At 71.1% G+C, this 13,596-nt stretch carries 12 protein-coding genes, 2 pseudogenes and 1 riboswitch; of the genes and pseudogenes, 4 read left to right on the forward strand and 10 right to left on the reverse strand.

Translation table 11 applies throughout. The features are described from left to right. The first annotated feature begins 69 nt into the window (after positions 1-69). Entirely contained in the window at positions 70-978 is a 909-nt protein-coding gene (locus tag ACGFU7_RS32295) for an RNA polymerase sigma factor SigF (protein WP_393700526.1), read from the forward strand. 87 nt (positions 979-1,065) lie between these two features. Here ACGFU7_RS32295 and ACGFU7_RS32300 read toward each other — a convergent pair whose 3' ends face one another. Continuing rightward, positions 1,066-1,236 (reverse strand): hypothetical protein, encoded by a 171-nt coding sequence (locus tag ACGFU7_RS32300; RefSeq protein ID WP_393700527.1) that lies wholly within the window; start codon positions 1,234-1,236, stop codon positions 1,066-1,068. A 74-nt stretch (positions 1,237-1,310) separates the two neighbouring features. Here ACGFU7_RS32300 and ACGFU7_RS32305 point away from each other — a divergent pair. Continuing rightward, positions 1,311-2,291 (forward strand): annotated as a pseudogene (locus ACGFU7_RS32305) (homoserine O-acetyltransferase); the annotation flags it as partial. A 67-nt stretch (positions 2,292-2,358) separates the two neighbouring features. Continuing rightward, positions 2,359-3,633, forward strand: a complete 1,275-nt coding sequence (locus ACGFU7_RS32310; RefSeq protein WP_393700529.1) for a sulfite oxidase — start codon at positions 2,359-2,361, stop codon at positions 3,631-3,633. Between the two features lie 69 nt (positions 3,634-3,702). Here the strand turns inward: ACGFU7_RS32310 and ACGFU7_RS32315 are convergent, their stop codons facing one another. From ACGFU7_RS32315 to ACGFU7_RS32330, 4 genes are all read right to left on the reverse strand, one after another. After that, entirely contained in the window at positions 3,703-4,611 is a 909-nt protein-coding gene (locus ACGFU7_RS32315) for an NAD(P)-dependent oxidoreductase (protein ID WP_393700530.1), read from the reverse strand. 54 nt (positions 4,612-4,665) lie between these two features. Continuing rightward, complete coding sequence (locus tag ACGFU7_RS32320) at positions 4,666-5,250, reverse strand: adenosylcobinamide amidohydrolase (RefSeq protein WP_393700609.1); 585 nt, start codon at positions 5,248-5,250, stop codon at positions 4,666-4,668. A 163-nt stretch (positions 5,251-5,413) separates the two neighbouring features. Further along, the gene (locus tag ACGFU7_RS32325; protein ID WP_393700610.1) at positions 5,414-6,649 is read right to left on the reverse strand and encodes a cytochrome P450; all 1,236 of its coding nucleotides are present in this window, start codon (positions 6,647-6,649) and stop codon (positions 5,414-5,416) included. A gap of 110 nt (positions 6,650-6,759) precedes the next feature. After that, positions 6,760-7,542: a class I SAM-dependent methyltransferase gene (locus ACGFU7_RS32330; protein WP_393700532.1), complete on the reverse strand. Its 783-nt coding sequence runs from the start codon at positions 7,540-7,542 to the stop codon at positions 6,760-6,762. A 496-nt stretch (positions 7,543-8,038) separates the two neighbouring features. On the opposite strand from ACGFU7_RS32330, the pseudogene ACGFU7_RS32335 reads away from it, so the two are divergent. Further along, positions 8,039-8,592 (forward strand): annotated as a pseudogene (locus ACGFU7_RS32335) (PRC-barrel domain-containing protein); the annotation flags it as partial. Between the two features lie 69 nt (positions 8,593-8,661). Here the strand turns inward: ACGFU7_RS32335 and ACGFU7_RS32340 are convergent. From ACGFU7_RS32340 to ACGFU7_RS32360, 5 genes are all read right to left on the reverse strand, one after another. After that, positions 8,662-9,450: an ABC transporter ATP-binding protein gene (locus ACGFU7_RS32340; RefSeq protein ID WP_393700534.1), complete on the reverse strand. Its 789-nt coding sequence runs from the start codon at positions 9,448-9,450 to the stop codon at positions 8,662-8,664. Further along, positions 9,447-10,481 (reverse strand): FecCD family ABC transporter permease, encoded by a 1,035-nt coding sequence (locus ACGFU7_RS32345; protein WP_393700612.1) that lies wholly within the window; start codon positions 10,479-10,481, stop codon positions 9,447-9,449. Before ACGFU7_RS32345 ends, ACGFU7_RS32340 begins: the two co-directional genes overlap by 4 nt. Positions 10,482-10,534: 53 nt before the next feature. Next, a complete protein-coding gene (locus ACGFU7_RS32350) occupies positions 10,535-11,602 on the reverse strand; it encodes an ABC transporter substrate-binding protein (RefSeq protein WP_393700535.1) in 1,068 nt (355 codons plus the stop codon). A gap of 34 nt (positions 11,603-11,636) precedes the next feature. After that, positions 11,637-11,826: riboswitch (cobalamin riboswitch) on the reverse strand. A gap of 78 nt (positions 11,827-11,904) precedes the next feature. After that, complete coding sequence (locus ACGFU7_RS32355; RefSeq protein WP_393700537.1) at positions 11,905-13,128, reverse strand: beta-ketoacyl-[acyl-carrier-protein] synthase family protein; 1,224 nt, start codon at positions 13,126-13,128, stop codon at positions 11,905-11,907. Then, entirely contained in the window at positions 13,125-13,403 is a 279-nt protein-coding gene (locus ACGFU7_RS32360; protein WP_393700538.1) for an acyl carrier protein, read from the reverse strand. Before ACGFU7_RS32360 ends, ACGFU7_RS32355 begins: the two co-directional genes overlap by 4 nt. Between the last annotated feature and the right edge of the window lie 193 nt (positions 13,404-13,596).

The raw sequence follows: 13,596 nt of genomic DNA on the forward strand, positions 1-13,596 counted from the left end.
TTTCCGCATGGGAGCCTCCTTCGGGGGCAGACGCATACACCTCACCTACGACCAGGGGAGCGTGACGAGATGACGGCGCACACTGCGCGGACCGCCGGTACGGAGCGAGCGGAGAGTGCACGGTCGACGCCTGCGGGGGAGGCTGCCGGGGACACCGGCGACCTGCCGTGGATCGAGGACGCGGGGAAGATCACCCCGCCGGATGCGCGTGAACTGTCGCGGCTGTTCTTCGACCGGCTCCAGGCCATGGAGGAGGGAACCCCCGCACATCAGTACGCGCGAAGCACCCTCATAGAGATGAACCTCTCCCTCGTCCGGTTCGCCGCAGGACGGTTCCGGAACCGGGGCGGCGGCGACATGGAGGACATCGTCCAGGTCGGCACCATCGGGCTGATCAAGGCCATCGACCGGTTCGATCTCTCCCGTGAGGTCGAGTTCACCTCCTTCGCGGTCCCGTACATCACCGGCGAGATCAAACGGTTCTTCCGCGACACCAGCTGGGCGGTGCATGTCCCGCGCCGGCTGCAGGAGTTGCGGGTCGACATCGCCAGGACCAAGGAGTCCCTGGCCACGCAGCTCGACCGTGACCCCACCGTCCCGGAGCTCGCCGAACAGCTGGGGCTCAGCGAGGACGAGGTCACCGAGGGCATCGTGGCGGCCAACGGGTACACGGCAGGTTCGCTGGACATGCCGGCCGATACGGCGGACGCGGGCCGGCGCAATGCGCCGGGGCGCACCTTCGCCGATGTCCTGGGCGAACCCGATCCCGCCATGGAGACGGTCGAGAATCTGCATACGCTCGCACCGCTGCTGGGCGGTCTCGACGATCGTGAACGTCGCATCATCGACATGCGTTTCGGCCGCGAGATGACCCAGTCCCAGATCGGCACGGAGCTCGGCATCTCGCAGATGCATGTGTCGCGGCTGATCAGCAGGATTCTGCGGAAGCTCCGCAGCGGGATGCTCGTCGAGGAGTGAGACCTCCTCGACACGGTCCGTCGACGCAGGCGGGTACCGGGCCCGCTCTCCCGAGGCCACGGAGCGGTGGGCAGCTCCCGGTCACGATCACCCGTCGGAGTTCCGCAGCGCCACCGCGACCAGGCCGCTGATCTCCTCCCTGGGCACGTCCCCGCCGCCCACCAACCGGTCGAAGACCAGTCCCTCCACACACGCGAGCAGGGTGAGGGTACGGCCCTCGGCGTCCGCGACGCCGTGGGCGCGGGTATCTCCCTGCACGCGAACGGCATCCGCGCCCTGGATTCCCTGGGCGTCGGCCGGGCAGTACGCGCGGCCGTACGGCCCCAGTACAGGGACAGCGGGCTCCCGACGGCTCCAACGCGGTGCTGGTGCTGCACGCCCTGACCGGCGACAGCCATGTGGCCGGGCCAGTGGAGCCGGGGCATCCCACGGCCGGCTGGTGGGATGCTCTGGTCGGCCCCGGGAAGGCGCTGGACACCGACCGCTGGTTCGTCGTCGCGCCGAATGTGCTCGGCGGCTGCCAGGGCAGCACCGGTCCGTCGTCGCGCCGTCCTCAAGGTCCGTTCTGGGGCGGCGACTTCCCGTATCTGACGGTCCGTGACCAGGTGGCGGCCGAGGCGGCGCTGGCCGATGCGCTGTCCATCGGACGGTGGGCTGCGGTGATCGGCGGATCGATGGGCGGCATGCGGGCGCTCGAATGGGCGGTGAGCCGGCCGGAGCGCACCGGATCGCTGCTGGTGCTCGCGGCGTCCGCGTCGGCGTCGGCGGAGCAGATCGCCTGGGGGGCCGTGCAGATCTCCGCGATCCGCTCCGACCCCGGGTGGCGGGGCGGCCACCACCACGAGGCTCCACCGGGCAGTGGCCCGCACCAGGGCCTCGGTCTGGCCCGCCGGATCACCCATGTGACATACCGCAGCGAGCCCGAGCTCGGATCCCGGTTCGGCAGCGAGGCGCAGGCGGGTGAGCATCCGTGGCACGGCGGGCGGTACCAGGTGGAGTCGTATCTCGACCATCATGCGGCCAAGCTGGTGCACCGCTTCGACGCGGGCAGCTATGTGACGCTGACCGAGGCCATGAGCGGGCACGATGTCGGGCGCGGGCGCGGTGGCATCGCGCAGGCGTTGCGCCGTGCGCGGATGCCCGCGCTGATCGCGGGCGTCGACTCCGACCGGCTCTATCCCCCGTCGCAGCAGGCGGAGTTGGCGTCACTGCTGCCGGGTGCGGGCCGGCTCAGGATCGTGGATTCGCCCCATGGGCACGACGGGTTCCTGATCGAGACGGGTCAGGTCGGGGCTCTGGTAAGGGAGTTGCTGTCCGGTCGGCCGGCTGTCCCGGGCCGCTGATTCACCACCGCTGTCCCCTCCTCCTCGTCCCCTGGAGATGCCCATGAGATCCGTTCCACCGTCCGAGGCCGCGTACGACGGGATGAGGCTGCGCCAGTGGTCGCGCGGTGCCGCACGGTCCGCCGGAATCGAACGCCGTGATCTGCTGAAACTGGTGGCGGCCGCCTCGGCGGCCGGGCCGCTGGCCGGGTTCGCCGCTCCCGCACATGCGGCGCCCGCCGCTGCCTCGCCCGCCCCCGGGATCGTGAAGCCACTGCCGCCCGAGCTGTTCACCGTGCGCGGCACCAACGCCGAGACGAACTTCGCGGCGCTGCGCGCCACCGGGCTGCTGACTCCGGCCGACCGTTTCTTCGTACGCAATCACACCGTCACCCCGCGGATCGACGCAGCGGACTGGCAGCTGACCGTCTGGGGCAGCGGGCTGAAGGGCCCGGCCGTGGAGTTCACGTACGACGAACTGCGCACGCTGCCTTCGGTCACCCGTACCGCGTTCGTCGAGTGCGCGGGAAACGCCCGCAGCTTCTACGCGACACAGCAGAACCAGCAGGTCAGCGGCACCGCCTGGACCCTGGGCGCGATCGGTACGGCCCGCTGGCGCGGGGTGCGGCTCGCCGATGTGCTGCGGCGCGCGGGCATCGGCGGGGACGCCGTGGATGTGCTGCCGCGCGGCCTCGACGACGAGGTGATCAGCGACGGGATCAATCTGGGCCGGGTGCGCCGGCCGCTGCCGGTGGCGAAGGCGCTGGACGACGTGCTGCTCGCGTTCGAGATGAACGGTGAGCCGCTGCCGCCCGATCACGGCCGTCCGGTGCGGCTGATCGTGCCGTCCTGGGTCGGCGTCGCGAACATCAAGTGGGTCGGCGACATCGAGGTGAGCGCTGAGCCCCTGCTCTCCCCGTGGAACACCGGTCTCTACCGGCTGTTCGGCCCCGCCTATCCGCCGGAGGGCAGCGCTCCGCTGACCCGGCAGACGCTGAAGAGCGCCTTCGAGGTGGCGCCCGGCGCGTCGTTCCCCGCCCGTAGGCGCCATGTGCTGACGGGGCGGTCGTGGTCGGGCGGGGCGCCCGTGCGCACGGTCGACGTCAGTACCGATGGGGGCGTCCGGTGGCGGCGTGCGCGGCTGTGCGACGAGCCGAGGAGCGGAAGCTGGGTCCGCTGGTCGGCCGACTGGCTGCCGAGGGACCGCGGTCCGGCCGTCCTGCTGGCGCGGGCGACGGACCGAACGGGCCGTACCCAGCCGGAGGTTGCCGTCCACAACACGCAGGGCTACCTGTTCGATGCCGTGGTGCGGCACGAGGTGCAGGTCGTCTGACGGCTCTACGGGGCACGGCGGTGCCGGAGCGGTTCGCTCCGGCACCCTGGGCCGGCCGGTCGGCGGGAGTCAGTCGCCGTCCTTCTCCGGGGCGCGGCCCGCGTAGTAGGTGGCGATCATGTCCTCACCGCCGTGCCCTGCCGCCTCGGCACGCGCGAAACGGTCGGCCGACGCGGCGACCAGGTCCAGCCGCACCCCCGACTTCTGCGCCGCGTCCAGGATGAGGCGGGTGTCCTTCAGCGCGGTGGACAGGGCGAAGCTCGGGGTGAGGTCACCGGAGAGAACCGCGGCGGACTTGCCCTGCAAATAGGCGGAGTCCAGCGGGCCGCCCTTCATGACGTCGAGGAATGTCTGCGGGTCGACTCCCAGTCCTTCGGCAAGGTTCAGGCATTCGGCGATGTTGTTGACCATGGTGATGACCCAGGTGTTGACCACAAGCTTCAACCGCGAGGCCGCCCCGGGGGTCTCCGCGACCCAGACCGTGCGCTGTCCGATCGCGTCCAGCACGGGGTTCACCGACGCCCGGGCGGTGGAGGGGCCGGAGACGAAGACCGTCAACGTGCCCTGCTCCGCGGGCTGTTTGGTACCGGAGACCGGTGCGTCGAGGTAGACCAGACCCGCGTCCATCGCCTGCCGGGCGAGATCGGTGGTGGCGTCGAGTCCGACGGTCGAGCTCTGGAGGAGCACCTGGCCGGTGTGCAGCCCCGGCTGCGCGGCGGTGAGCGCGGCGGCGACGGCGGGACCGTCGTTGAGCATGGTGACGATGACATCGGCGCCGCGTACGGCTTCCTCCTCCGTATCCGTGACCGTGGCGCCGTCGGCGGCGAGCGGGGCCGCCTTGGCCTGCGTGCGGTTCCAGGCACGGACGTCGAGGCCGGCCCGGAGCAGACTCCGGGCCATGCCGGATCCCATGATTCCGGTGCCGAGGACGGCGACGGTCGGCCGCTGCGGGGCGGCGTCGGCAGCGCTTGAGGTCATGAGAGGACTCCCTTCATCGGCCGCGCCCCGGTCGGCTCGCGGCGCGGTGGGTTCTCAGGATTGCCGCAGCGCACCTTCCAGGACGGCAGCGTGCACGGCCCTGGCGAGTCGCGCACCCCAGCGGGAGCGCGGTCCCGCGAAGGGTTCACCGGGGGCGGGCCCCGGGGAGGGGGCGGCGATGCAGACGGCGTCGGTGGGGGTGCCCGAGCAGTCGAGCCCCGCGTCCAGGAGTGCCTGGACCTTGGCCTCGGTTGCCGTGGCGACCGCGTTGACAAGTGCGGCGTCGGAGAGTGCCACCGGCAGGGTGACGACGATATTGACCGTGCCCGGCCGCGGCGGCCCCTCGGTGCCTTCGGCCGGGGCCGCGGCCCAGCCGCGTACACCGAGTCCGCAGGTGGCGGTCGCCGTCACACCCTCGTCGGCCGCGACTGTGTACGCGGTGACATCGGCGGCGGTCATCAGTCCGGCGCCGGGTCCGGTGAGGTGTTCCGCGGCGGCGATCTCGGCGAGGTGGCGGTCGGGGTCCAGGCGCGGATAACCGCCGGGCACCTGGGCGTTGAGGATCCAGGCGCGCGGGCCGATGCCTCCGCCGAGCACGGCGCTGCTGCACACCCGCCACCCCGGCCCCAGCCGCCACACCAGATGGTGAAGGTCCAGACCGTCCTCGCGCCGGGTCAGCAGTTCACCGCGCTGTTCGGGCAGCCGGATGCGTACGGAATGGATGAGGCACCCCCGGTGCACGACAGGAGACGGCAGGACGACAGTCGGCACGTGGCCCGTCGATCATATGCGCCGGGGATCTTCAGCCCGCGACGGGCGCGGCGCCGGGCCGGAGCCGTACCGGAAGCGTCCCCGTGCTGTTGCCGACGAAGCCCGCACGGTGGGGCAGCGCGGCCCCGGGAACGGCGAGGTCCAACTCGGGGAAGCGGGTGAACAGCTGCTCCAGGGCGATCGTGGCCTCCATCCGGGCGAGCGGCGCGCCCAGGCAGTAGTGCGGTCCGTGGCCGAGCGAGAGATGCCGGGCCGTGGTGTCCCTGGCCGGTCCGGTCACGTCGAACCGGTCGGCGTCGGGGCCGTGTGCGGCCTTGTCCCGACCGGCGGCCGAGTATCCGGCGAGCACGGGTGTGCCCTGCGGTATGACGGTGCCGTCGAGGGTGAGGTCGCGGGTCGGGTAGCGGAACGGGAAGTAGCTGACCGGGCTGTCCCAGCGCAGTGTCTCCTCCACCACGTCCGCCCAGCGTGCCCGGCCGGACCTGACCAGGCCGAGCTGGTCGGGGTGGGTGCACAGCGCCCGTACGGCGTTGGTGATGAGGTTCAGCGTGGTCTCGTGCCCCGCGATGATCATCAGGAGCAGGGTGCCGATGAGCTCGTGCTGACCGAGCCGGCCGCCGCCCTCGTCGCGGGCGGCGATCAGGGCGCTGGTCAGATCGTCGCCCGGTTGCTCCGCGCGGGCCGCGGCGACCGCTCCGAGCAGGGCCACCAGCTCCCGGTTGGCGGCCATCGCCTCCTCGGGGCCGGTATCGGTCGCGACCACCTGGCTCGAGAGACGGTGCAGCCGGTCCTGGTGCTCGGCGTCCACACCGAGAAGTTCACAGATGACGCCCATCGGCAGCGGCAGGGCGAACCGGGCGCGCAGATCCACCGTGCCGTCACCCTCGGCGGCGGCCCGGTCGACGCCGTCGAGCAGCTCGGCGGTGACGGTCTCGATCCGCGGCCGCAGCTCTTCCACCCGCCGTGCGGTGAACGCCTTGCTGACCAGTGAGCGCAGCCGTCGGTGGTCGTCGCCGTCGGCGGTGGTCATGCCCTGCACGGTGGCGAATGTCCTCAGCGGCCAGCCGTCGGGGATACGTCCCTCGGCCAGCTCGGTGAAGTGGTGTGCGCCTTTGGCCACATCGGGGTGGGCGAGGAACTCCTTGAGCGCGTCGTGTCCGAGCACCACCATCCCGGCCACATCGCCGGGGAGCACGACGGATGCCACGGCCCCCTGGGCGAGCAGCCTGGCGTTGTCCGCGTGCGGGCAGCCGCCTGCCGGGTCCATACGGTGCGGGGTGCTGGTCAACGGGCTCTCCTGACGGTCGTCGGCCGGGGCCGGTGGCCGGTGCCGATCCTATGGTCAACGGCGCTGACAGGAACACCTGTTGCCGGTTTTCACGCGGCCTTCCGCACGGTCAGGAGTTCATGCAGATACCGCTTGGTGATGCTCCCTCCGTGCTGTTCGTCGATCAGGGTCCGGATGCAGGCGAGCAGACCGTGCCGCGCGTCGGGGGCCAGATCGCGGTGGCCCGAATAGGTCATCAGCAGGTCCGGATACTGCTCGGCCGGGTAGGTGATCTCCCGTCCGTGGCGGCGTACCCGGACCGGGCCGCCCCAAGGGGGGTGTTCCATTTCACCGAAGACCGTTTCCGTCGACGCCTCGTCCGACAGCTCGATGCCGGGGCGGGTGGCGGGATCCCAGCGCTCGTAACACCGTTGTGCCTGCTCGAAGAATTTTCCGCTGCCGCCCGCCACATGGTGGGTGGTGACGATCGCCAGCGCCCCGCCGGTCCGTAGCGCGTCGGCCGCTCTCGTGAAACGCAGTGCGGGATCGATCCAGTGGATGGCGGTCGCGCACACCACCAGATCGAAGGGCTCCGATGGAGGCGTCCACTCCTCGAACGGGGACACCTCGACATGTGCGCGGGGGAAGCCGCGCAGATTGCGTCGTGCCACGGCCGCCAGCGAGGGGCCCAGTTCGACGGCCGTCACCTCACACCCCAGCTCCGCGAGCGGCACCGTCAACTGACCGGTGCCCGGCCCCTCTTCGAGCACCCTGCTCCAAGAGGTGAGACCGGTCAGGACCACAAGATCCGTGACCAGGTCCGCCGGATAGCGCGGGCGCATCCGGTCGTAGAGCTCCGCGTCCTCGTCGAACGTGCCGCGCAACGTGTTCATGCCGGATACAACGCCGGACGGCTCCCCTCGGTTTCATGGCGCGGCGGCATGGCCGGGGACCCCAGCCGTACCTGCGGTCACTGTACGGAAGCAGCTCTGTTCACCATGCGGCGCGCGGGCCGAACCGGTCCACGGGCAGTACGGCGCGCTCCCGGAGTGACCCGCCCGGACGGACCGTCCCGCCCGATACGCCCCAATGTCACTGAAGAGGCAAATTGCCGGTTCTTCGGCGTCGCACCTTTCGGCCGCTCAGTCCCGGTTCTCGTGTCCGAATTCCGTGCACGCACCCTCCACATTTCACCCGATTGACCTAACGCGAAGATGGTGTGCGCACCGCCGTGACGGGCTGCCACCGACGAAGCGCCGAGCATGTGGCGGCCGGCCTCCACGGGCGGGGAGGTTGCAGCGTCCATCCGGGTGAGGCGCGATGGAAATCGGACGCGCCTTCCCTGATGGACCCAGCCACAGGACGCGCCCGGGCGAGGAGGAATCGGTCATGGGAGCCGCTGACGGCTTCACGGATTCCGGAGAGCTCGACGGCCTGACGGTGTACGACACCGCGGGCGAGAAGATCGGCAGTGTGGGGCGGGTGTATGTCGACGACAACACCGGCCGCCCGGACTGGATCACGGTGAAGACCGGCCTGTTCGGTATGAAGGAAAGTTTCGTGCCTCTTGCCGGAGCCCGTCGAGTGGGCTCCGACCTGCACATCTCGCATCCGAAGGACCGCGTCAAGGAAGCCCCCCGGGTGGACGCGGACGCGCATCTGTCCGTGGCGGAGGAGGAGGAGCTCTACCGCCACTACGGCCTCGCCGGGAACACCACCGCCAGGCTCGGCGGCCAGGCGGGCACGTAACCACAACGGCGTCCGGGACCGGCACCACGGCCATGGGCGCGGCCGGGGCCGCTGGAACCGGGGCCATGGGCGCGGCGGGCACCGGACGCACCACCGGGACCGACCAGCCGGCCATGGCCGGCACCTCCGGCTCCGGTACGGGCACTTCCCGCACCACATCGCGCACGACCGGCATGACCGGCACCGGAGCTGGGAGGGGCTCACGGCAGCTGCCACTACGGCCGCATCTGCCCCACTGGTCCCATCGGCGGCCGCAGCTTCCGCTACGGCCGCTCCGGCAGGAAGCGCACCGAGGGCCTCCCGTCCGGTCCGTCCGGAGTGACTCGCGCCCTGACCCGGTAGACGTCGGCGATCAGTGCCTCGGTGATCACTTCCGTCGGGGACCCGGCGGCCACCACCCGCCCCTCCCTCATGACCACGATCCGATCGCAGAACATCGCGGCCAGATTGAGGTCGTGCAGAGCGATCACACCGGTGAGTGGCAGCGAGGTGATCAGCGACAGCAGTTCCAGCTGGTGCTGGATGTCGAGATGGTTCGTCGGCTCGTCGAGCAGCAGCTCACGCGGCTGCTGGGCCAGTGCGCGCGCGATCTGGACGCGTTGGCGCTCGCCTCCGGAGAGGGTGTGCCAGGACTGGTCGCCGCGATCGGCGAGACCGGTCCGCTCCAGGGCCTCGCGCACCGCGTCGTCGTCCGCCCGGCCTGGCGCCGACCAGGCCCTGCGGTGCGGGATGCGCCCGAGGCGCACCACGTCCAGGACGCTCAACTCGACCTGGGTGACGGCATGCTGGTCGACCACGGCGACCCGCTGGGCCACGGTCCGGCGGCCGATCTCGTCGAGCCGTCGGCCGTCGAGGGTGACCACACCCGTCTCCGGGGCGAGGACTCCTGCAAGCACCCGCAAGAGGGTCGACTTGCCTGAGCCGTTCGGCCCGATCAGCCCGACGGTGGCGCCGGGCGGCGGGGCGAGATGGACCCCGTCGAGGATGAGTCGGCCGCCGGCCTCCCGGCTGACCCGCTCGGCACGCAGCCCCTCGGTGGCTCCACCCGTCATGTGATCCTCCGGGTGCGGTACAGGACCAGGACGAACGCGGGCACGCCGATGAGTGCGGTGACGACACCCACCGGCACCTCCTGCGGGTCGAGGACCGTCCTGGCGAGGGTGTCGACCCAGACCAGGAACACCGCCCCGGCCAGGGCGGTGACCGGCAGCAGCCGCCGGTGCCCGGAGCCGGCGAGCGCACGGGCGGCGTGCGGCAGGACCAGACCGACGAAGCCGATGGCCCCGGCGGAGCTGACGAGCGCGGCGGTCAGCAGCGCGGTCGTGCAGAGCAGCACGATCCGGGTGCGCGCGACATGGACGCCGAGGGTGGCCGCGGCGTCCTGGCCGAAAGCGAAGGCGTCGAGCGTACGGGCGTGGCCGAGGCAGATCAGCAGCGTCACGAGGAGAACGGCGGAGCAGATCCACACATCGGTCCAGCCGACCCCGCTGAGCGAGCCGAGCAGCCAGAACAGCACCCCGCGGGTCTGCTCGGCGTCGGCGGAGGTCATCACGACGAAGGAGGTGAGCGCGGAGAACAGCTGCATGGCCGCGACACCGGAAAGGACGACCCGGTCGGTCGTGCCGCCCAGGGTGTGGCTCAGCAGCAGGACAAGGGCGAACGAGCAGAGCGCGCCGATGAACGCGCCGGTCGAGATCGACACCGCTCCCCCGCCGACGCCGAGGACGACGACCACAACGGCGCCGGTCGACGCACCGGAGGAGACGCCGAGGACGAACGGGTCGGCGAGCGGGTTGCGGAGCAGGGACTGCATGACGGTTCCGCATACCGCGAGCCCGGCGCCGCACACCGCGGCGAGCAGGGTGCGCGGCATGCGCAGGTTCCAGATGATGCCGTCCCGGATCGGGGTGAGGCGTGAGTGGCCCCAGCCGAGGTGGGAGGCCACCGTGGACCAGACGTCGGCGACGGAGATGCGGGCGGGGCCGATGGTGACGGCGACCGCGACGGACAGCACGAGCAGCGCGACGCCGAAGACCCATAGGGCCCCACCGGGCAGCTTCCGTACACCCGTTCCGCCGCGCACGGTCGATTCCGAAGCCCGCGGCACATCCACCGCCGTGGCCCGTTCGGTGTCCGTCACCCCGCGAGCCCGAACGCGCGCAGCCCGGCGGCGACGCGTTCCACACCCTCGACCGTCCGGATGGACGGGTTCATGGCCTGGCCGCTCAGCAGGACGTACCGCTTGTGCCTGACGGCGTCCATGTTCTTCGTGACGGGGTTGGACTCCAGGAATTCGATCTTCTTCGCGGCGCTCTCGGCGGTCTGTGCCTTACGGGTCAGGTCGCCGATGACCAGGACGTCGGGGTTGCGGTCGGCGACGGTCTCCCAGCTGATCTGGGGCCATTCCTCACGGGTGTCGTCGAAGACGTTCTTCGCTCCGAGTTCTCCGGTGATGATGCCGGGTGCTCCGCAGCAGCCGGCCAGGTACGGGGCCTTGGAGTCGGAGAACCAGTAGAGGAGGGTGGCGTCGGAGGCGTCGACACCCTCGGTCGCCTTCTTCACCCGGGCCCGCAGCTGCGCCACGAGCGTGTCGCCGCGCTTCTGCACGCCGAACACCCTGGCCAGGTCGCGCACTTCGTCGTAGACGCTGTCCATGGTCAGTGGCGCGGTACGGGCTCCGTCGCCGCCGCCGCTGTTGTCCTTGCCGGTGCAGTCGGCGGGCGAGACATAGGTGGGGACGCCGAGTTCCTCGAACTGTTCGCGGGGTGCGACGCCGCCCTTGGCCAGGGTCGACTCGAACGACGCGCTGATGAAGTCGGGTTCCTGGTCGAGGACCTTCTCCGACGACGGCCGGTTGTCCGCGATTCTGGGAACCTCGGCGTTGGCCTTCTCCAGGCCCTTCATCACCGGGTCGGTCCAGGTCGCGGTGGCGGCCAGCCGGTCGGCGAGGCCGAGGGAGAGCAGGATCTCCGTCGATCCCTGGTCGACCGAGACGGCGTGGTGCGGTGCGGCTTCGACGGTGACGGTGCGTCCGCAGTTCTTCAGCGTCACCGGGTATCCGTCGGCGGAGTCGGACTTCGCGGCGGATTTGCCGGTTCCGCCCCCGCAGGCGGTCAGCAGGATCAGTCCCGCCGAGAGCAGGGCCATGGCGCGGACAGGGCTGGCTATGGACGGCACGGAGTCCCTCTGCGTCTTGGGACTCATGCGCGGAGCCCGTTGTACGGAGCCCTGCGCCCAGTACCGGGTCGCAGGTGCCAGCAGGTCTTCGGACTCGGGTTCCTACGGACGGGACGCCTTCCCAGGACACCCGAGGGTGGTCCCAGTGGCCGTGGCCCCGCCCGTCCCCCTCACCGCTGCGCGTCAGTTCCGGATTCTCACCGGATTCCCTGACCCCTACGTGGAGTTTGACTGGCCCCGGCAAGTTATCACGAGCCTCTGCGCAGCTCATGGGCGGTGTGGCCGGTGGTACGCCGGGCTGTGCTCCCGTCGCACCACCCGCCTGATGCCTACGGACGCTGAAGAGCGATCACGGCGTTGTGTCCGCCGAAGCCGAAGGAGTGGCTGACGGCGCGCCGGATGGGCTGCCGCAGCGGTCGCTCGGTGACGCAGTTGATGTCGAACTCGGGCGCCGGGGCGTCCAGGTTGGCGATCGGCGGTACGACGCCGCGTTGGAGCGTCAGGACGGTCAGTCCGGCCTCGATCGCTCCGGCCGCCCCCATGCAGTGCCCGAGTACGCCCTTCGGGGCGGTGACGGGCGGCCGGTGCGGGTAGACCCGGCTGATGAGGGCGGCCTCGGTGGCGTCGTTGACCGGTGTCGCCGTGCCGTGTGCGTTGACGTGCTCGACGTCCTCGGCCGCCCAGCCCGCGTCGCGCAGCGCGGCCTCGACCGCCGTCTGGGCGACCGCGCCGGACGGGTGCGGGCTGGTGGGGTGGTGGGCGTCGGTGGTGGCGCCGGTGCCCGCGAGCAGTGCCCGCGGCGCGGCGCCCCGGGCGTCGGCGTCGTCCGCCCGTTCCAGGATCATGACGGCGGCGCCCTCGCCCATGACCAGCCCGGCACGGTCGGCCGCGAAGGGCCGGCACCGCCTGGCCGGGTCGCCGTCCGCCCGGGCCGCGGCTCCGGACCGGGCGAACCCGGTCATGGCGACCGGGTAGACGATCGATTCGGTGGCTCCGGCGATCGCGATGTCGCACTGCCCGGTGACCAGCAGATCGCGGGCGACGGACAGGGCGGTGGCGCCGGACGAGCAGGCGGTGCACGGTGCCAGGCTGGGACCGGTGGCCCGCAACTGGATGGCGATCTCGGCCGCGGGCATGTTCGGAATGGTGAGCAGGATGCCCGCCGGCGAGGTGGCTTCCGGTCCGTGCCGGTCGAGCACGACGGCCTGCTCGGTCAGTGCGGCGGAACCTCCGCTGCTGGTGCCGACGACCACCGCGACCCTGCTGCCGTCCCACTGCGCCGGGTCCAGTCCGGCGTCGGCGACCGCCTCCCGGGCGGCGAGAACGGCGAACTTGACGTATTTCCCCATCCGGAAGGACGTACGGCCGCCGATCGCGGCGTCCAGATCGATCCCGTCGACCGTGCAGGCGAAGTCGATCTCGCACCCTTCGAGTGCCGCGACGGTACGCACCGGCGAGACTCCGGCGCACACACCTTTCCAGGTGGATTCGGTGTCGTTGCCGACCGGGGTGATCATTCCCAGGCCTGTTACGGCAATCGCGGGCTTGTTCATCGGGCGTTGCTCGTCGGTGCCTCGCCGCCCATCAGCACCCCGCTGCCGGCTGTCACGTCGATGTACCGCGTGATGTCGGCCAGGGTGGCGTCCTTGGGGAGCTTGTCGAAGTCCCCGTCGCCGCCCAGCGTCTCCCTGATGAGGACGGCGAACTCGGCGACGGCGAGGGAGTCCATATCCAGGCTGCCCATCGTGGAATCCGGGCGGATCTCGGCGACGGGCACTTTGAAGGTGTGCGTCAGAACCTCGGTGATCTTGGGATGAATCGCACTCATGAGCTTCCTCTCCATCATTCGGTACGGCTGCCGGGGACGGCGGGGGCACCGTCCCGACGCCGAATCAACTGGGTGACGTGTCTCCAGTTACGCCTTGTGCCGAACCGATTCGCCACCGCCCTGCCGCGGTCGCGTGCACCACCTGGCCAGGACGGCTGCCGTACCCCAGAAGACCAGCAGCACAACGCGGACA

Source organism: Streptomyces sp. NPDC048473, assembly GCF_043200155.1.
Classification (GTDB): Bacteria; Actinomycetota; Actinomycetes; order Streptomycetales; family Streptomycetaceae; genus Streptomyces.

What these genes read in the sequence shown, in the direction of transcription:
- ACGFU7_RS32295 (WP_393700526.1), top strand. Translation starts at nt 70, where the DNA reads ATGACGGCGCACACTGCGCGGACCGCCGGTACGGAGCGAGCGGAGAGT.
- ACGFU7_RS32310 (WP_393700529.1), top strand. Translation starts at nt 2,359, where the DNA reads ATGCCCATGAGATCCGTTCCACCGTCCGAGGCCGCGTACGACGGGATG.
- ACGFU7_RS32315 (WP_393700530.1), bottom strand. Translation starts at nt 4,611, where the DNA reads ATGACCTCAAGCGCTGCCGACGCCGCCCCGCAGCGGCCGACCGTCGCC.
- ACGFU7_RS32325 (WP_393700610.1), bottom strand. Translation starts at nt 6,649, where the DNA reads ATGGACCCGGCAGGCGGCTGCCCGCACGCGGACAACGCCAGGCTGCTC.
- ACGFU7_RS32330 (WP_393700532.1), bottom strand. Translation starts at nt 7,542, where the DNA reads ATGAACACGTTGCGCGGCACGTTCGACGAGGACGCGGAGCTCTACGAC.
- ACGFU7_RS32340 (WP_393700534.1), bottom strand. Translation starts at nt 9,450, where the DNA reads ATGACGGGTGGAGCCACCGAGGGGCTGCGTGCCGAGCGGGTCAGCCGG.
- ACGFU7_RS32350 (WP_393700535.1), bottom strand. Translation starts at nt 11,602, where the DNA reads ATGAGTCCCAAGACGCAGAGGGACTCCGTGCCGTCCATAGCCAGCCCT.
- ACGFU7_RS32355 (WP_393700537.1), bottom strand. Translation starts at nt 13,128, where the DNA reads ATGAACAAGCCCGCGATTGCCGTAACAGGCCTGGGAATGATCACCCCG.
- ACGFU7_RS32360 (WP_393700538.1), bottom strand. Translation starts at nt 13,403, where the DNA reads ATGAGTGCGATTCATCCCAAGATCACCGAGGTTCTGACGCACACCTTC.